This is a genomic window from Hyphomonas beringensis, from assembly GCF_000682755.1.
GTDB classification, from domain to species: Bacteria; Pseudomonadota; Alphaproteobacteria; order Caulobacterales; family Hyphomonadaceae; genus Hyphomonas; species Hyphomonas beringensis.
Genome location: NZ_AWFF01000054.1, coordinates 94,116 through 113,303, shown reverse-complemented (window position 1 = coordinate 113,303; position 19,188 = coordinate 94,116). Strand labels below are relative to the sequence as shown.

The following is a 19,188-nucleotide window of genomic DNA, read 5'->3' as shown; positions in this document are numbered from 1 at the left end:
GCCTTGTCACACTGCTGGGCGTGGTATTGCCCATGTTTACATCCGCTGAAGAACAGGCGGTCACGGGCATTGACGGTCACGACAAGGTCATCCGTGAGATGACATCTGCGAAATCCCTATACATGTTGAAGTGTTCGGGATGCCACAGGGTTGATGGCACAGGCGCACCAGAGGCAGGCATTCCTCCTTTTCCGGGTTTCATCGCTCCATTGGCAAGGAACCAAGACGGCCGTGTCTATATCTCTCACGTACCAGGTATCATGGGGTCTAGGCTTTCAAACGAACAACTCGCCGACGTCTTGAATTACGTAATCGATGAGTGGGCCGGCGAAGATGCATCTGACACACCGCGGTTCACAGTTGAGGAACTCGCGGCCCTACGAGAAATTCCGGTCACTAATATTGTAGAATACAGACGAGATGTCGTGAACCAACTGATCGAATCTGGAGATCCGGTCGCTGATTATCCATGGCCATGACCTGACGACACATCTCGCAAACACAATTCTCCAGTCACAAAAGGCTGGAAAATAAATGGCGCGCCGCCAGGGCCAGCTGCACGTCAAAACAAAAAAGGGAGCCAAAATGTAAGCAAGCGCCTCCGCGACGCGGAGGGGCAAAGGGAAGTTGTGTTCAAAATTGGGATAAAAGAAATGCGCGATCAATTATTGTGTGGACTGAAGAAAAACTCCGTTCCGAGGGCAAAGAAAAACTTGCTAGGGGTTTCCGGACTTGTTCTGGCATTGTCTCTAATGGTGGCACCAGCCGCCCATGCGGATGATGCCCCGGACGATGAGAACCTCATGTTCGAAAAAGTCACTGTGACCGCGCAAAAACGGGAACAGGATTCCCAGGATGTCGGTATCGCAATTACCGCGCTGAGCGGCGACCAACTGGAAGCGCTCGGCTACACCAATGCCCAAGATGTGGCGGCCTTCTCTCCAGGTGTTGTTTCAGTTCAGCCGAACGGGGAAGGCAGCTATTCCTTCGCCATCCGAGGTGTCGCCAACAATGATCTCAGCACAAACGTTGAGAGCCCGGTCGCCGTCTATATCGACGACGTTTACATCAGCCAAATGTCTGCCACAGGCTTTCTGTTGTTTGACATCGACCGGGCAGAAGTCCTGCGCGGTCCGCAAGGAACCCTCTTCGGCCGCAATGCGACAGGTGGTCTCGTCTCGTTCACCACCGTAAAACCTGGTAAGGACTTCGGAGGATATGGCAGCGTTTCCTATGGTCAGTATAATGACATGATGCTGGAAGCCGCAGTCAATATCCCGATCAATGACTGGATCTCTGCACGTGTCTCAGGCGCGCAGCACACGTCTACTGGATATATTACCAACCGAGAGCATCCGGAAGAAAAACTCAATAATAATGACGATTACGGTTTGCGCTTTCAGCTCCTGATGGAGCCAACAGACGATATTAGTATCCTGCTGAATGCACGCGTTGGCGGGCAGGAAATCCGGACAGGCTTCTTTGAATATAAGTCAGCTGTAAACGGAGGCGGACTATACACGCCTGGCGAGCTGAATCCATTTCTGGGAAACTATGAAGATACGGATGATGATGTTTGGGCGGGTGACTATAACACACGTGGTCACAACATTTCTGATACCGAAGGCTATACGGCTACAATCAACTGGGATGTAGGCAACTGGACCCTGACCTCCATCACGGATTATCAGAAGAACTTCCGTGACTATATTGAAGATACAGACGCAACCCCGGTTCGCGCATATGAGTATTTTCAGACGAATGATGCAGAGCAGTTCTCTCAGGAACTCCGTGCAGCCACTGAAATCGGTCCAATCGATTTCGTGACAGGCCTTTATTATATGGACCTAAGTAGCTCGGACTCCACTGGCGGCATTGCGCCACTCATGTACACCGACCCAGACAATGGCATCTTTGAAGAAGATGTCATGACCGACCCAACTCTGGCGAATGGTGATCGGACACCATCGGAGTCGTCAACCAAATCTGCATCAATTTTCGCCCAGGGCGAATACAAGTGGAAGGATTTCAGCTTCATTGGGGGGCTGCGCTATATCAACGAGAAGCGCGATTTCGTTTCCACGCGCCAGGATGTGCACTTCGACGAAAATGCCACCAGTGGGCTGGATCCGCGCACGAGCGTTATCTACACGTATTCCACTTTCGACCCTGCGGAGAGAGAGTTCGACATGTGGGCATGGCGAGCCCAGGCGAACTACCAGCCGAATGACGACGTGTTGTATTATCTAAGCTACAATCGTGGCGTCAAATCAGGTGGCTTTAGCCAACCCCCTTACGACCCGACATCCGCGCTTCTTACGTCTCCCGAAAACCTGACCTACGAACCGGAAGAACTGGATGCGTACGAAGTAGGCGTGAAATGGGATGCCATCCCTGGATATTTCCGGATCAATAGCTCTGTGTACTACTATGATTACGGAAACTATCAGGCCTATACGAGCTTTCCGGGCAGTCTTGGAAGCGCAACGATCAATGCTCAGGCCACAAACAAAGGTGCAGAGATCGAAATCCAGGCTGCGCCAATTGACGGTCTGAGCACGCAACTTGGAATCGGCTACGCAGACATCAAGGTCACCGACGTCGTTGGTTTTGAGGGAATGACACTGACATCTGTCAACTCACCGGAATGGAATGTGAATGGCCTGGTCCGCTACGAATTCCCCGTTAGCTCGTGGGGAAACCTCGCCCTGCAGGCAGACGCCCAATATCAGTCTGAGCATTATTTTGGACTCGATGTGACGCCTGCGACTACTGAAAACGGCTATATTGTAGGCAATGTTTCGGCGACATGGCTACCAGCAGATGCCGACTGGAAATTCAGCCTGTCCGTCGAAAACGTGACGAATGAGGAATATCTGGTCCAGACCTTCGACCTGTCCGACTGGATTGGCATGATCGAAGAGTACTACGGCAAGCCGCGCTGGGTCAGAGCAAAGCTAAGCTGGGAGTTTTAGGGCTCCTTGCGGATGGGGCGGGGAGGGATTTGCCCCCCGTCAAAGCCTACCCCGCCCCACCTTCCTGAAACCTCACAGAAGGTCGCCCGCATATCATGCTGACAGTCAGGGCGCTCTGAAGAGAGCGTATCTCAAGTCTGGTTCTCGGGTCTGTCCGTCCACATGGAATGGGCTCTACCAAACAAAATAATTGAGATCACGACGAGAATGGTCGCTGTAAGCGAGACCTGGTGAAACAGGCTACCCGTCTCAGACCCCAAGCTGACGAGAGCAGGCCCAACTCCCATACCGGCAAATGCCAATACAGGCAGCAAGGATGTCACACGATCACTGGTGTCGACATCTGCTACAGCGGCCATCATCAGGGGTAAGCCGCCGCCCCATGCAAACAGATACAGACAGCTTGCGATAAAGAATGTGCCCACGCTCATCCCGGGTGTAAGCAAAAACACACTCAAGATAATGAACAGTCCAGTGACTATGACAGGGCCGATACGGCCAAAACGAGATGTGATCACTGCCGCCAATAACGAGCCAGCGATGGCAGCCACATTGCCTACCGCAAGCGCTTTGCCAATCACGGTATCAGGTAGTCCCGCCGATAATCCCAACGCACCGGCAAACACCCACAGAACACCCACGGCGGCGGAGAATGTAAAATACGCTGCCGCCTTTAGTAACACGGCCGGCCGCAGAGACTTGGCATCTTTGACTCCCTGCCCGCCCATTTCCGCGGCTTTAGGCTTGCCACGCAATGCCAGTCCAATGGGGATCAAGAGTATCTGAACACAGGCCATAAATGCCATCACCGGCAATAGACTGCCCTCAGCCGACAGCCCCGGAATGGCCAATAAAAGCGCCACTGCCACGATCGCCTGCAAAGTCAGGATGAATGCGAAGCCGCGATCTGCATCATTTGAGCTGCCGACAATCGCTGCTGACAAGGCCAACAAAACCCCCGCCCCAAATCCTGCAAGTGCTTCCATGAGCAGGGCGCTCTGGAAACCTGGCATTAGGGCGACAGCGAACTGAGCGACACACGCTAGGAAGGCCGCCGAGACAGCGCTTCCCCGGAGTGGCAGGCGCTGCAGACATATTGTTACGGCTAGCGACCCGGCCGCGGTGCCCAGCAAGTTAGCGAGGCCTATGAAGCCTGACGCAGACTCGCCCATTCCATACGCACTGGCGACCAGTGTTGCGAGCAATGGCATCGCGACAACTTGTGAAACGGCCAGTCCGCCCATTAGAATGGCGGCAATCACCTCCCACCTTCCAGGCCCGGCTTCGAACGCTGTGCTCGTAGATGCCGATTTTGTCATCAGGCTGCATCCGCGGGAAGTATGTCATTTCCCAGAATATGGTCAGAGGCCTTCTCTGCCAACATCAGGGTAGGCGCATTAATGTTCCCGTTGGTAATATTTGGAAACACGGAAGAATCCACAACGCGCAACCCCTCAACACCGATAACCCGGCATTCAGGATCAACGACGCCCCCCGGATCGTCCTCAGCGCCCATCCGGCACGTGCCACAAGGGTGGTACGCGCTTTCGACCTCTCGTCTGACGAAGGCATCGATGTCATCATCTGTGAGACAATCAGACCCTGGCGCAATTTCCCCGACACTATAGGCCTTGAGGGAGGGCTGAGAGAATATCTCTCGCGTTAGCCTCACACAGGCACGGAAAGCTTTCCAGTCTGCATCGCTGGACATGTAATTGAATTGAATCGATGGCGAAGCTGACGGGTCTGAAGATGCCAGTCGCACTTGCCCCCGCGCCGTCGTGCGTCCTGGCCCAATATGCGCCTGGAAGCCGTGGGCGCTAACCGGCTGACTGCCATCATAGCGAATGGCCGCCGGCAGAAAATGATACTGGGCATCTGGATAGTCAGCAGAGTGATCAAGCCGTACAAATCCCGCCGTTTCAAAATGATTGGAGGCGCCAATACCTGTTTTGCTCAATAGCCACTGCAAACCCGCAATCCCCTTACTGACAGGATTCATGTATCGGCGGAGTGTTATGGGCTGATTGCAACGCATTTGAAGATAGATCTCCAGATGATCCTGCAGATTCTTTCCAACTCCCGACCGATCACTCACGATATCAATTCCATGAGGGGTCAACTCGTCAGCAGGCCCTACGCCTGACAACATCAGCAGTTTGGCAGAATTGAAAACAGAGGCACTTAGGATGACTTCCTTACGTGCCCGAAGAATATGCTTCTTGCCTTTGCGAACAAGCTCAACCCCTACGGCCTTTTTGCCTTCCCAGAGTATTCTACACGCAAGCCCACGATAAAGTGTGAGGTTCTGTCTATGCAAAGCGGGCTTGAGATAAGCGTTCGCCGCAGACCACCTACGCCCCTTCCAGATGGTCTGGTCCATGGGGCCAAATCCATCCTGATGGAGACCATTACAATCCTGTGTTTTCTGGAATCCGGCTTCCTGCGCCGCTGCCATGAATGCCTGATCCAATGGGTGCGATTGCTCTGGAATTGTCACATGCATCGGGCCGTCAGTGCCACGGATATCAGGATCGCCGCCCTCGACATTTTCCAGTCGCCGGAAGTACGGTGCCACGTGTCGCCCACTCCATCCCGCAGCCCCCTTGGCGTCCCACGCGTCAAAGTCTTTCGCATTGCCCCGAATATAAACAAGGCCATTGATCGAGGAGGATCCGCCCAGAACCTTCCCCCGAGGCGCAGCGAGTTGGCGACCGCCCAGATGCGGTTCGGGTTCACTACGATACCCCCAATCGTAGCGCTTCATGTTCATGGGATATGACAGGGCAGCCGGCATTTGAATAAAGGGCCCGATATCCGTGCCGCCATATTCAAGCAGGGCCACATCATGCGCGCCGGACTCAGAGAGGCGATTTGCCAGAACGCAGCCAGCAGATCCCGCCCCGACGATCACATAGTCCGCCGTACCGATTTCTAGTTTACTGGCCATATTCAGTTTTCCAGAAGTGCTCTCGGGCTGCCAACTTCATACATGTTGATCTGGCCACTGCCTCTGCTCGTGCCGTCATAGACATCATAACCAAGCATGCTCTGGGCACGCTCAGGAAGCATACGGACCTTGTCCAGAGGAACACCCAGCCAGCTGTTTTCCACCGGAACCAACCAGCCATGGCAATAGGATACGGACAATCCGCGCCGCGGAACACCGCTGACATTCTTTCCGCCTCCATGAAGGGTCTGTCCCGTGAATATGGCAACAGAGCCAGGCGACATCACCGCCTGAGTAATCTCTTCTGGCTGAGGCTCACGCTCCAAATCCCATTTGTGACTGCCTGGAACGACAACGGTTGCTCCGTTCTCTGCCGTGTAGTCGCTCAGCGCGATCATGACATTCACAACGAGCGGAGACGCCGACTGCGCAGCCCGGGGCCATGAGTCATCATCACGGTGAATTGGTTGCGCTGTTTCCCCACCGCGGATTTCGATCAGCTCAGCCGCACTGAGCCGGTAATCCGTACAGTTTGGCTTTAGCAATTGATCCATCACGGACATGATCCGCGGGTCAATCATCACATTTGGAAAGCTCGGGGCTTTTGCGGTGACACCATGCAGCCGAACAGTATATCCCCCAAGAAAGTCATCATACATGTTATTGACGACCCGCGGCTTGCACGCATCAATATGCGGCTGAAGCTCTGCATTCAGAGCCTCTATGACGCTCGGAGACAGGAAGTCTTCGACAATGACCACCCCATCATCCTCAATCGCCGTGTAAATATCCTCGCCGGAAGACGAGCCTGGCAAACACTGCACTGTCGCACCCATCCTGTTTCCTCCAGATGTCATCATTATGCTTACGCTAGGTGCAAAATGCGCAAAAATAAGTAAATGGTCAAGCAATTACATTTATGGAAGGCATTATACCGGACACGCATATTGCACGCGGACTTCCCTTTGAGGCTTGAACAACCTATGCGAGAGACTAGGCCCTTACATGAAGCTCGAACAGAGGCTGCGAAGACACTGCCACGCCAACGACGCAATAGTGATGAAAGCCAGCGGCATCTGATCGATGCCACTATTTCGGCAATCTACAAGCACGGCTTCCATGAAGCCACGGCGCAGCGCATTTCCGAGGAAGCCGGCCTCTCAGCAGGCAACATCCATTATCATTTTGGTTCCAAGGACGAGCTGTTTGCGGCCGCAATGCGACAACTCATGTCCGACATAAGCGACACTCTCGTCTATGAGCTCGGCAAAGCAGACACCCCTCTTGCCCGCGCGCATGCCATCATTCACGCGAATCTTTCAGAGCGTCTCTATTCCCACCGCAACTGTTTCGTCTGGCTGCAATTCTGGTCAGAAACGGCCCGGTCAGAAGAACTCGCCCGGCTGGAGCGGATCAATGCGCAACGCTTTCACCGCAATCTGCTTGATGCCTTGAGCAAGCTTTTGCCCCGGAACGAGGCAGAGCAAGTCGCTAAGGAGCTGGTAGCAATGGTGGATGGTTTGTGGATTCGCAAGGCTCAGGACAACGCGTCCATTACCCCCCAGGCTGCACGTACCCTCGTCTTCGCCTATCTTGATCGCCGCCTCGGATCGGCCGCACAGACAGGATGACCGGCATGGGACGCGCTGAAAAGAAACTCCTGCGGAAGCAAAGCCTGATCGAGGCAACGGTCACGTGCGTGAACAAGTACGGCTACGCCCAATCAACCGTGCAACGCATCGCAGCTGAAGCTGGCCTGACGGGTGGCACCATTTATCGCCACTTTAATAACAAACGCGACCTGTTCGAAGCGACAATGCGCTACTTATTGAAACTGGTCCTGAACGAAGAGCGCCAGGCTGTCAGCAAAGCAGAAAATGACACAAACCGCTTGAAAGCAGTTATCTCTTCGAAGTTTGCGCCCTCTCTGTTTACCTCGGAATTCTGCACAGTCTGGCTACACTTCTGGGCACACGCCCAGTCCGACCCCGCCTTCACACGCATCGAAAAATTAAGTGACCGTCTACTGCGGCGCAGTCTTCAGCGCTATGCATCGAGACTGATGCCGGCCGCACAAGCTGCTGATTATGTTAGCGAAATTACGCTGATCATAGATGGGCTCTGGATTGCTCATGCTCAGCGGGGCTCTGAGCTAAGCTCAGAAGCGGCCAATGAGGTCGCCCAAGGCTGCCTGGCAGCAACACTTGGGCGCTGATCCCTCAAATTCTTCAGGCTTCCCAATGTAGCGGCCAGTCGCCTTCCAGACGCAAATCGTCACCGACGGCATCTTCTATTAGTTTTGCAACATGCAGCTCGCCAGACCCGCCGCCATAGGCCTCCGCGGCGGCAGCAAAGCGTTCATGCACGCGTGATCCGATCGGGATCGGCACACCACCACGCTCCGCCAGAGCCGCACACAAGCGGAGATCCTTCAGGCAAAGGTCGAGCGAAAAGGATGGATCATAGTGACCGGCAAAGATAGACGGAGCATCATGCCTGGCCACGAAACTGTCGCCGACACTGTCCTTGATGGCATCCCAGAGCACATCCAGCGGCACGCCGGCCCGGCGCCCGAGCATAAGCCCCTCCCCAATCACTGCGGCGTGTGTGAACCAAAGATAGTTCGTCACCAATTTGACGGCATTGCCAGTTCCCAGCTCGCCACAGCGAATGACCCGGCCCATACGCGACAGGATCGGCTCAGCTGTATCCAGCGCATCAGTGTCGCCTCCAGCGAACAAAGTAAGCTCGCCCCGCCGCGCTCCATCAACTGCGCCGGTAACCGGTGAATCGACCGTCTTCACCCCCATGTTCGCCGCGATTTCCGCAAGCTCGGCGACCAAATCGGCATCATTCGTGGTTGTGTCCACCCAGAGCGTGCCACTGCCGATACCTTCAAACACACCCGTGTCACCGCGCATGACCTTGTCCACGACGTTCGGAGTGGGAAGAGACGTAATCAAGAGATCAACATCGCGAGCACATTCAGCGGGCGTCTCCGCCCAGTGCGCCCCCGCGTCGACATGGCTGTCGGCTCTCGCTCTTTCGATGTCGTGAACCTTTAGGTCCAATCCTGAGCGCAACAGCACCATTGCCATGTTGGATCCCATATTCCCGAGACCAATAAATCCTATCCGCATAAATCCTCTCTTCCGCCATTCAGCACCGGTCAGCTGCCCACACCTTGAAGCCAGCCCTACACCGGAACATCGTCTGAAAGCACAATTGACAAAATGTAATTGATTGTGCAGTTATTTTTTTAGAGCTAATCTACCAGTCTCGAATCCGCAAGGGAAAAGGAAACGCCAAGTGAGCTACGCCATAGACTTGTTCATCGACGGCAAACGAGTGCCTGGAGAAGGCAATGCAGAGTTTATCTGCTGTAATCCGGCAACTGGTCGTGAGATCGGCAAATTTCGCGAAGCCAGCCCTGCCCAGATCGAGACGGCAGTTCAGTCCGCAGTCCGCGCCCAGAAAGTTTGGGCTGCCATGCCCGCGGAAGACCGCGGACGCATACTTCGCAAGGCAGCCGAATTGCTGCGTGAGCGGAACGATGAACTGGCGCAAATTGAAGTTGAGGATACAGGCAAACCGATTTCGGAAGCGCTGTCAGTCGATATCCAGACAGGCGCAGATGCGATTGAACACTATGCCAATCTCGCCGGCAGCATCGCCGGGGAGTATCAGGATTTTGGCTACGGCTTCTATTATACGCGGCGTGAGCCCCTTGGCGTTTGCGCCGGCCTCGGAGCCTGGAACTATCCCCTGCAGATTGCCTGCTGGAAGTCCGCTCCTGCGCTGGCCGCAGGAAACGCGATGATATTCAAACCCTCCGAACTCACACCCATCAATGCCGTGCACCTGGCAGAGATATACTGCGAAGCGGGAATGCCAGCGGGCGTTTTCAACGTCCTGCAGGGGGAGCGAAATCCGGGAGCGGCCTTGGCCGCGCATCCCGCTATTGAAAAAGTCTCGCTGACCGGTAGTGCACCAACAGGTCGGAAAGTCATGGAAGCGGCATCTCCCCGCCTGAAGGAAGTCTCCCTGGAGCTGGGCGGGAAGTCACCGCTCATCATCTTCGAGGATGCAGACCCAGAATACGCTGCACGCCTGGCTATGTATGCGAACTTCCTGACGCAGGGCGAGATTTGCGCAAATGGAACGCGCGTCTTTGTTCACGCCAGCATCTATGAGGATGTCGTGAATGAGATCGTTAAACGTACCGAAAAGCTGAAAGTCGGCGCACCTTCTGATCCTGACACACAGATTGGTTCACTGATCTCGCAGGCCCACCTTGGAGTAGTAAGCGGATTTGTCAGCCGAGCCCGAGAAGCGGGAGCGAGGGTGGTATGCGGTGGTCGCGCTGTGAGCGTTGAGGGGCACGATGGCGGCGCCTTTTACGCACCTACGGTCATCGTGGACAGCACGGATGATATGGAACACGTTCGTGAGGAAATCTTTGGCCCCGTGATGACGGTTCTGAAGTTTGAAAATGAAGACGAAGTCGTAGAACGGGCAAATAAGTCCGACTATGGCCTGGCCGGGGGTGTCGTAACAAAGGATCTCGTCAGAGCACACCGCGTGGCTGCCAATATCCAGACCGGTATGTTCTGGATCAACACCTATCAAGCACAACCCATGCAAATTCCCTTTGGCGGTTACAAGCAATCCGGCATTGGACGCGAGAACGGCTGGGATGTGCTCAACGAATATACTCAGAAAAAGAGTGTCTTTGTGCAGATGAAGCCCGAAGACCTTCCATTTTAAGAACACCATTCAACACATAGAAAATCCGCAAAGCGGCCTTGGGAGGAAATAATGAAGAAGTATATCCATGCACCCCTTATTCTGGGAGCCGCATCCACATTCGCACTTGGTATCGCGACGCCGGCGCTCGCGCAGGAGACCGAAGCGAGCCCTGACCGCAGCCGTGTACTCCAGACCATCGAAGTCACCGCAGAACGCCGGACTGAATCTCAGCAAGATGTCCCGATTTCCGTGACAACCATTGGGGGGGACATGCTGAGCGAGGGTGATTATCGCAGCACGGAAGACCTGTCACAGCAGGTTCCTGGCCTTCAGATCAAATCATCCTTCTCTGCCTCCAACCCGACTATTTTCATCAGGGGCGTGGGGATCAATGACTTCAATCCCGCCAATAGCGGCGCGATCGGTGTCATGGTCGATGACATGTTCTACAATTCGACGACCGGTCAGCTCTTTCAATTGTTCGATCTGGACAGAATTGAAGTTCTGAAAGGGCCCCAGGGAACGCTTTATGGGCGCAATACAACAGGTGGCGTTCTAAACATCCACACCAAGAAGCCCGGGTTTGAACCGGGCGGATATGTCAGCGCCACCTATGGCCGCTTCAATCAACTTGATCTGGAAGGCGCGGCGAATATTCCAGTCAGCGACAAACTCTCATTCCGTATTTCCGGCGTATCGAATACGCGCGATGGCACACGGGACATCTCATTCCCAGATGGAACCAGCGCTGAAAAGAACACGGTTGATTTTCAGGCTGCGCGTCTGCAGATGCTGTACGAGCCGAATAGTGATCTGAGCATTCTGGGTAAGGTGGAGTATGGGAAAAGCAGCGCGACCTCCCGGTCTTATGAAAGCCAGGGACTGATCAACTATACCACATTTGAGTATGGTCTTACGGACTATGATGGGGTCTGCGGCGGCAGAGGCGCCGGTGTTTGCGCTGATGCCTTCGGCTATGCCGACGACAAAGACCCCTATTCCGGCGCCGAAAATTTGAAGGACACTCCAGAGAACGTCGAGTCATTCACGGCAAATCTCCAGATCGAGTGGAATCTCGGAAATTGGGATCTAACCTCCGTAACCGGCTATCTCGATACGAGCCGTGAAGCTATTCTTGAAGTTGATGCTTCCCCCAACCGCCTGATAGAAGAGTATATCGACGACGGCTCCGAGCAGTTCAGCCAGGAAATTCGTCTGGCGTCAGACTGGGAAGGCCCGATGAGTCTCATCCTGGGCGCATTTTACCTGACCGATGAATTGACCGGGCAGGACTCGTTTGAAATTCTGGCAGATGCAAACCCGACACCCGGGACGCCATATTTCGATGCGGTAAACTTCATTCTTCGCACAGACCGCTTCTATACTCAGAAAACCGACACGTTCGCAGTCTTTGCGCAATCAGACTACGAACTGACTGACAGGCTGACGGCAACACTTGGCGCGCGTTTTACATGGGAAGAACGCAAGCTTGACCATGTTGCTTATGCAGGCCCTGTCGATGCCGTAAGCCTTGATGGCGACATGCCAGTGTACGCAACTCTGCTTGATACCTCCAACTTCGGAACCGATACTCTGACATTTGAAGAGCCGACATACCGGGCGGCACTGTCCTATGATGTTACGGATTACGTGATGGCGTATGGCTCTGTCTCAAGGGGCTTTAAAAGTGGTGGTTTCAATACCGGCGCCACGTCTGATCCGATCGAGGCGTCAATCGTGAAACCCGAAAAGCTCATGGCTTACGAGGTGGGTATCAAGTCCGAATGGTTCGACCGCACCTTGAGGGCCAATGCTGCTGCGTTTTTCTATGACTATACGGACCTGCAGGTCTTCGGCTTAGCCCCTGGCGCTGTTCCGACGCAAACCCTGTTCAACGCTAATGAAGCTGAAATCAAGGGCTTCGAATTCGATGTCACCTCGATTCCTGTCACAGGGCTGCAGCTGACTTTCGCCGGAACCTATCTCGATGCAGAGTACACAGATTTTGTGACACCGATCGGGCAGAACTTCTCCGGAAACACAATGGTCGCCTCTCCCGAATGGAGCCTGGTCGCGCGTGGACGGTATGAGACCGGGCCTATATGGAACGATCTGAAGCTGGTTGCCAGTGCGGACGCCTCCTATACAGGTGACCAGTATTTCGACACAGAGAACACTGCGCGTCTCGGTCAGGAAGCATATTGGATCGCAAACGCGAGACTGGCCCTGACACCTGAAAGCGACCGTTGGGAAGTTTCTGCGTTCGTCAAAAACCTGACGGATGAAGAGTATACCGTGGATGCCTATGACGTGTCTGACTTCGGTTTCGACGAGCTCGTATATGGAGACCCCAGAACATACGGCATCAGCCTGACATATCGCTTCGGGAACACAAGATAAGGTATTGCCTTACCCACAGCCTCAACTGTTCAGATAAAAGAAGCCCCCGCTCTCTATGGAGCGGGGGCCAGTTATATTCACCCTGTAGCCGACACGGTTTGCCCCTCGGAGAGCTTTGACTTTTCCTGCCCCGCCAGCCTGAGCACTGCGTACCCAAGAAGCCCAGATGCAATGGATCCCATCAGAACACCCAGGCGAACCTGGTCGAGCTCTGCCGCACTGCTGAACGCAAGGCCGCCAATAAACAGGCTCATAGTAAATCCTACACCTGTCAGACATGCTACGCCATAAACCTGGAGCCAACTTACGCCAGAAGGCAGACGCGCAATGCCGGACTTTACCGCGGCGAATGTCAGGCCAAAAACGCCCAACTGCTTACCAAGAAAGAGACCTAGTGCGATTCCAAGCGGCACTGGTCCTGTCAGCGCATCAAGACTGATGCCGCGTAGATCAACGCCTGCATTTGCAAAGGCAAACACAGGCAGGATCATATACGCGACCCAAGGGTGCAGCCCATGCTCCAGTTTGTGAAGAGGTGATTGCCCGGTCTCTTTGCGCGGCAAGATCGGGATGGCAAGCGCTGTGAGGACACCTGCAAGCGTAGCGTGTACACCCGATTTAAGAACGCAAACCCATATGAAAAGTCCGACCAAGATGTAGGGCGCAATGCGTTTCACCCCCATGCGGTTCATGATTACCAATCCCGCAAAACCCAAACCGGCCAAACCCAGTGCCTGCACCGAAAGTTGCTCAGTATAGAACATGGCGATAATCAGAATCGCGCCAAGGTCATCAATGATAGCGATGGCGAGCAAAAAGATCTTGAGCGCCACAGGTGCGCGAGTGCCAAGCAAAGCAAGAATGCCAAGCGCAAAAGCAATGTCCGTCGCAGCCGGAATAGCCCAACCGCGAATGCTTACGGGATCCGTCGCATTGAGCGCCACATAAATCAGCGCTGGCCCGACCATGCCACCAATAGCCGCGAGCATGGGGAGAACAGCCTTATCAAAGGAGGAAAGTTCGCCTTCGAGCACCTCTCGCTTGATTTCAAGCCCAACCAGAAGGAAGAAGACAGCCATCAGACCATCATTGATCCAGAGGAGTAAAGGCTTTGCGATCTCAAGTGTGCTCACCTGGATCGCCATAGGCGTCGAAAGCAGGCCGCCATACCAATGGCTGAAAAACGTATTATTTGCGGCAATTGCAAGCGCTGCGGCCAGCATCAGTATGAGGCCGGCCGCGCTTTCGAGTTTGAGAAAATCCTGTATTTTTGAGACAACTTTCGTCATTTTTGTAATCCATTTTTTTGAACCCGAGAACCAGGCCGCTTAGGGCCGCCTGCTCTCGCTATCTGTGCATTGATGAGGCGGCGCACTTTGTCCTTAAGATGTAGCTTCTTGCGCTTGAGCTGTGACAAACGAAAAACGTCTGGCGCAGGACGTTTCATCTCCCTCCTGATTTCCTTGCGGATTTCGTCAATACGAGATTGGATAGCACGAACATGTGCCGACTGATGAAAGAAGATAGGAGTACAGGGCTCTATAAGTGACATGATAAATTCCTTACACGCATAATTTCTCTAGCTGGAAACACTCAAGCCAGGAATTCGAATACTCTTTTGAGCGAAAATCCCGCCGGCAATCCGGCACACCCGAAGCGTTTCTGGGAGCAGGTTATAATAATCGAGCAAGCTTTATTGCCGGCGGGATAGAAACAACTTTGTCAGACTTAAGCTGGGAGTTATCTGCCTCGTAACAAAGTCATTTTAAATGGTTTGACGATCTGAAGCGTCAAACGGAACTAGACCTGTCGGCGCGGCTCCATCAAAGCGCTCGACGCTGCTGTCGCCTGCGCCGACGATACAGAAAGGGCGTCTCTCCTGCGCATCTCGCAGGGTATTCTGGGCTCATACTATTAGCTGCGGGCTCCACGGCCCGGCTACTATGGTCCGCCCTCATTGAGCCTGAGTGGCTTCCTGTCCAGACGTTGTCGGTCAGGCGATACATTTCTTTGGTCTCCTTTTTGCTCTTGTGATGAGCAAGATATGAGGCCATATGCAAATTCGCTCAAATCGAAAGTAACGACAATCCTGATAGGTTTTTCCGAATTATGCGCCCCACACTTAGACAACTCCAATACATTGTTGCTGTGGCTGACTTGGGTAGGTTCAGGGATGCAGCAGAACTTCTCGGCGTCAGTCAGCCAAGTCTATCTGAACAGGTCTCTGATGCTGAAACACAGCTTGGCGTCACCCTGATTGAACGTGCCCGGACTGGTGCAGTCCTCACGCCTATTGGAAAAGAGATCGTGCACCGTGCCCGTATCATCCTGACTCAGGTTGAAGACCTGAAGACTGTCGCACGTCAGTCTGAAAAGGGCATTTCAGGCCGTTATCGACTGGGAACACTACCTACCATCGGCCCCTATTTGTTGCCGAGCGCCGTTCGTGAACTCCACAAATTGTATCCCGATCTGCGCATGAGCGTACGGGAAGAACGCACGGTCAATCTGGATGAGAAACTAAATGACGGCCGCCTGGACATGGTCATTTCCACCGCAGAGGATCATATACATTCTGAGACGATGCAGCTTTTTGATGAGCAACTGTATGCTTGCGCAGCAGCAGACGCCCCTTTATCGGATGGCACCGGTCCGGTGGAAATATCAGAACTGAAAGGCAAGGAATTCCTCAGCCTTGGATACGGGCATAGACTCAGCATGATCGTGCAGAAACTTGCAGAGGCTGCTGGTGCGCACATATCCACCGAGTATGAAGGCACTTCGCTTGATGCCATTCGACAAATGGCCGGCATGGGAGCAGGCGTCGCCATACTGCCGAGCCTCTACGCGTTGGTCGAAGCGAAGAAAGACCCTTCCCAAGTCGTACGCCCAATCAATCATCCTCTTGCCCGCAGACAAATCAGCCTGGTCTGGCGCGCTGGGTCTCCCCTTGAAGCGAACATCCAGAAACTAGGGCTTGTATTCCGGGATGTTGCTGCAGACCTCCTGACCCCATTACCGGGAGATCGACCGCGAAAGGAAAAACCTAAGCGAAAGTAAGCCACAATCGATTTTACGAGACTATCCGCTTAGCGCACGCTCCGATCACAAATCATATTTAAAGGAGCATTAGCGATGGAAGCTGCGCTTATTCGCATCAGCCCCCGACTGAGACCTAAGGCGACAGACGCCCCAAACATGGCATTCGAAAATCGCGTAGTATCAATAGACTCAAAGACGTTTCAATTCTACTGTAATTGGGCTGGCGACCCATTTATATTGCAAGATCTCATCTCTTCCTGCGTAGATTGGGGCCCTTTCAGTATTCGATGCGAGCGGGAGAAAGATACTCATAAAGAGCTTTGCCGTTGCCAAGTGCAATACTATGGACCCGCCGCAGAACAATCACATCTCATGGCAAGTTTCTGGGGACTGATGGAAGGTTTCCCGCCCTTTCAATCGTGCACTCATTCTTTCCATGAATCAAAGAAGCAGCGATAGAACTCTCGAAAAAAGGCTCAACTCTTTTCATCAACGTTTTTCTTGCCGAGGCCTTCCAGAAGCGATCCGAGCACAGGATTGGGAAATCTCTGCTTCAGAGTGAGCGCCGCGAAGCTTTCCTGAATATTCGGCAGTTTGCAGGCTTCTATAAGACGTCCGTTAGTCAACTCGTCGGTGACCACAATCGGCGGCAAGACAGCCAGACCGATGTCTTCGCGGGCCAGGACGCGCATCATCGCCATATCGTCCACTTCCGCAATAATCTCGGGATGGATACTCAAACGTTCCACAAGTGCATCAAAGCCATTTCTGAAGCCGACATCCGCAGTCGGAAGAATAATCGGGTGCTCCTTTAGTAACTTAACCATATCCCGATTGCTACCAATACGCTCCTTTGTACCGACGATACTGACTTCCTGCTGGTCAATAATGTGAGCCGTCCATTTTGTTGCAGTATCCCTTAAAGGAACCTGGCTAACAAGGATCACGTCGAGCCTGTGTGCCTCCAATGCCCCCAGCAGCTCTCCCATACTCCCGGACCGCACAACGATTTCCACATTTTTCGATCCAAGCACTGGTCGAAGAAAGGATATCTGGAAATTTCTCGACAACGTCGCCAGAGCGCCTACCCTCAATACGTGTCGCACATCTCCGGCATCTCTGCTCAGTCGACTGAGGAGCTCGTCTCCTATCGAGAAAATCTCATTGGCATGATCAAGTGCAATCTGTCCCGCTTCAGTCAGGACAAGTCCGCGCCCTCTGCGTTCGAAAAGATCATGACCAATCTGGTGCTCAAGCTTCCTGATCTGTGCAGATAGAGATGACTGCGACACGTGAAGAATTTCGGCTGCACGCGTCAGATGCCCTTCCCGCGCAACGACCCAGAAGTATCTCAGATGGTTATAATTTAGCATCTCAATCGTTCTGTATTATAGATTATTACGTTCCATATAATCTATTTTTTCGAACTTTCGCAAGCTGCTATCCGACCACCAGATCATATCTGGAGGTTCTCATGAATGACTTGATAGCGCCGCTTCTGGCCCTGATGTCTGTCTCTGTTGTCGGCTTTGCGGTGATATCCTTTGTTGGGCCCGGCCAACGCCCCTTTTCTGGAAAGCTTGTTCCTCTGTTGGGGCTGGTTTTGTTGGCGACGTCTTTTGCCGCACTTGGGACTGTCATCCTGAATGGGGCGCAAACCCTGGCCTTGCCAATCCAGGACAAAGCTAACCTCAGCCTGCGCCTTGATTATGTCAGTGCACTGCTCTTTGTTATGGTCAGTTTTGTCGGATCGATTGTCCTCAATTACGCGCGCACATACCTCGATGGGGAATCTCGTCAGGGGCCCTTTCTCGCATGGATGAGCCTGACGCTAGGTTCGGTCATCCTTCTGGTACTCTCGAACAGCCTCGTCGTGCTCGCCGCGGCCTGGATCGCGACCAGCCTCTTCTTACATAAGCTACTGCTATTCTATCCTGACAGGCCTCGCGCAAGGCGGGCCGCCTACAAGAAGTTTCTCTTTGCACGCTTGGGTGATCTTACCTTGATCGGCGGCGGGACCTGCCTGTTCATTACAACCGGCACCGCTGACATTACGAGCATCAATTTGGTCGCCCGTACAGGAGATGGATCTGCATGGATGACCTCAGCCGCGCTTTTGCTCGCCGCATCTGCGATGCTGAAATCTGCGCAATTCCCTTTCCATGGCTGGCTCGTTGAAGTCATGGAAGCTCCTACCCCGGTCTCTGCCCTCCTGCACGCCGGGGTTATCAATGCTGGCGGATTCCTTCTAATCCGGTTTGCAGATGTCTTCATAGCTGTGCCCGGCGTACTCGTCATTCTAGTCCTGATCGGTGGGTTTACCGCTATTTTTGCCAGCATGGTCATGCTGACCCAGCCTGCAGTAAAAACGTCCCTTGCCTGGTCGACGATTGCTCAGATGGGTTTCATGATCCTGCAATGCGGCCTTGCCCTGTTTCCCCTTGCGCTGTTGCATATACTTGCTCACTCGCTTTACAAGGCGCACGCCTTCCTCAGTTCAGGATCGGCAGTCGAGAAGGTTGCAAAAACCCGTCGCCCGGGGCCAATCGCAATTCCCGACGTAAAGGCGATTACAAGATCCTTTCTGCTCGCAATTGCCATTTATGTTTTGATAGGCGCCGGCTTCGGATTTGAGCACAAATCAATTCAGGCCATCGCTCTCGGAGCAATTCTGATCTTCGGCGTCGCCTATCTTGTTGCGCAGGGATTTGCAGACAAGGCACCACGAGCGCTGACAACCTACACGGTCATATTCTCTGTAGGCGCCGCAGTAAGCTATTTCTTCCTACAAAGGGGGATCGAGGTGCTGGTTAAGGCAGACCTGCCGGCAACACCAGCCCCAGGCCCACTGGAATGGGCTATCATCATCCTTGCTTTGGTCAGCTTTGGCCTCACCGCCTTTGCCCAGGCAAGTTTCCCGCTTTGGTCATCTCATCCAGCATTTGCAGGCCTTCGGGTTCATCTCGCGAACGGGTTCTATGTCAATGCTCTGACAGACCGCCTGCTAGCCTCAAAGCCGCAAAGCACCCCCGCAATTCCGACAAAAGCACAGTACTGAATTCAAGGAGATAC

Annotated in this window: 15 protein-coding genes; 8 read left to right on the top strand and 7 right to left on the bottom strand. The window is 53.7% G+C overall.

Going from position 1 to position 19,188, the window contains the following annotated elements:
- Positions 1 to 32 precede the first annotated feature (32 nt).
- Together HY29_RS18595 and HY29_RS13380 are read left to right on the top strand one after the other, a co-directional pair.
- Positions 33 to 479, top strand: coding sequence for a c-type cytochrome (locus HY29_RS18595; RefSeq protein WP_162176726.1), 447 nt, complete (start codon positions 33 to 35; stop codon positions 477 to 479).
- 273 nt (positions 480 to 752) lie between these two features.
- Positions 753 to 2,975 carry a TonB-dependent receptor gene (locus HY29_RS13380; protein ID WP_051601516.1) on the top strand — a complete coding sequence of 741 codons (2,223 nt, stop codon included), beginning with the start codon at positions 753 to 755 and terminating at the stop codon, positions 2,973 to 2,975.
- 131 nt (positions 2,976 to 3,106) lie between these two features.
- On the opposite strand, the gene HY29_RS13375 is transcribed toward HY29_RS13380, so the two are convergent.
- The 3 genes from HY29_RS13375 to HY29_RS13365 form a co-directional block, all read right to left on the bottom strand.
- Positions 3,107 to 3,961 carry an MFS transporter gene (locus tag HY29_RS13375; RefSeq protein WP_155838326.1) on the bottom strand — a complete coding sequence of 285 codons (855 nt, stop codon included), beginning with the start codon at positions 3,959 to 3,961 and terminating at the stop codon, positions 3,107 to 3,109.
- A gap of 332 nt (positions 3,962 to 4,293) precedes the next feature.
- Complete coding sequence (gene betA / locus HY29_RS13370; protein WP_051601515.1) at positions 4,294 to 5,925, bottom strand: choline dehydrogenase; 1,632 nt, start codon at positions 5,923 to 5,925, stop codon at positions 4,294 to 4,296.
- Positions 5,926 to 5,927: 2 nt separating this feature from the next.
- Positions 5,928 to 6,761 carry a phytanoyl-CoA dioxygenase family protein gene (locus tag HY29_RS13365; RefSeq protein ID WP_051601514.1) on the bottom strand — a complete coding sequence of 278 codons (834 nt, stop codon included), beginning with the start codon at positions 6,759 to 6,761 and terminating at the stop codon, positions 5,928 to 5,930.
- A 147-nt stretch (positions 6,762 to 6,908) separates the two neighbouring features.
- On the opposite strand from HY29_RS13365, the gene betI (HY29_RS13360) reads away from it, so the two are divergent.
- Positions 6,909 to 7,556 carry a transcriptional regulator BetI gene (betI, locus tag HY29_RS13360; RefSeq protein WP_051601513.1) on the top strand — a complete coding sequence of 216 codons (648 nt, stop codon included), beginning with the start codon at positions 6,909 to 6,911 and terminating at the stop codon, positions 7,554 to 7,556.
- Between the two features lie 5 nt (positions 7,557 to 7,561).
- Positions 7,562 to 8,140, top strand: a complete 579-nt coding sequence (betI, locus tag HY29_RS13355; protein ID WP_034797736.1) for a transcriptional regulator BetI — start codon at positions 7,562 to 7,564, stop codon at positions 8,138 to 8,140.
- 13 nt (positions 8,141 to 8,153) lie between these two features.
- On the opposite strand, the gene HY29_RS13350 is transcribed toward betI (HY29_RS13355), so the two are convergent.
- Positions 8,154 to 9,065, bottom strand: coding sequence for an NAD(P)-dependent oxidoreductase (locus tag HY29_RS13350; protein WP_034797734.1), 912 nt, complete (start codon positions 9,063 to 9,065; stop codon positions 8,154 to 8,156).
- 169 nt (positions 9,066 to 9,234) lie between these two features.
- Here HY29_RS13350 and betB point away from each other — a divergent pair, with 169 nt between their 5' ends.
- Positions 9,235 to 10,692 (top strand): betaine-aldehyde dehydrogenase, encoded by a 1,458-nt coding sequence (betB, locus tag HY29_RS13345; protein WP_206741968.1) that lies wholly within the window; start codon positions 9,235 to 9,237, stop codon positions 10,690 to 10,692.
- Positions 10,693 to 10,743: 51 nt separating this feature from the next.
- Positions 10,744 to 13,074 (top strand): TonB-dependent receptor, encoded by a 2,331-nt coding sequence (locus tag HY29_RS13340; protein WP_034797732.1) that lies wholly within the window; start codon positions 10,744 to 10,746, stop codon positions 13,072 to 13,074.
- Between the two features lie 77 nt (positions 13,075 to 13,151).
- On the opposite strand, the gene nhaA is transcribed toward HY29_RS13340, so the two are convergent.
- Complete coding sequence (gene nhaA / locus HY29_RS13335; RefSeq protein ID WP_034797730.1) at positions 13,152 to 14,363, bottom strand: Na+/H+ antiporter NhaA; 1,212 nt, start codon at positions 14,361 to 14,363, stop codon at positions 13,152 to 13,154.
- Positions 14,360 to 14,626: a YdcH family protein gene (locus tag HY29_RS13330; protein ID WP_034797728.1), complete on the bottom strand. Its 267-nt coding sequence runs from the start codon at positions 14,624 to 14,626 to the stop codon at positions 14,360 to 14,362. Before HY29_RS13330 ends, nhaA begins: the two co-directional genes overlap by 4 nt.
- A gap of 557 nt (positions 14,627 to 15,183) precedes the next feature.
- Here HY29_RS13330 and HY29_RS13325 point away from each other — a divergent pair.
- Positions 15,184 to 16,134, top strand: coding sequence for a hydrogen peroxide-inducible genes activator (locus HY29_RS13325; RefSeq protein ID WP_051601511.1), 951 nt, complete (start codon positions 15,184 to 15,186; stop codon positions 16,132 to 16,134).
- A 458-nt stretch (positions 16,135 to 16,592) separates the two neighbouring features.
- Here the strand turns inward: HY29_RS13325 and HY29_RS13320 are convergent, their stop codons facing one another.
- Positions 16,593 to 17,495 (bottom strand): LysR family transcriptional regulator, encoded by a 903-nt coding sequence (locus tag HY29_RS13320; protein WP_155838325.1) that lies wholly within the window; start codon positions 17,493 to 17,495, stop codon positions 16,593 to 16,595.
- 95 nt (positions 17,496 to 17,590) lie between these two features.
- On the opposite strand from HY29_RS13320, the gene HY29_RS13315 reads away from it, so the two are divergent.
- A complete protein-coding gene (locus tag HY29_RS13315) occupies positions 17,591 to 19,174 on the top strand; it encodes a proton-conducting transporter transmembrane domain-containing protein (protein ID WP_034797724.1) in 1,584 nt (527 codons plus the stop codon).
- Positions 19,175 to 19,188: the final 14 nt, after the last annotated feature.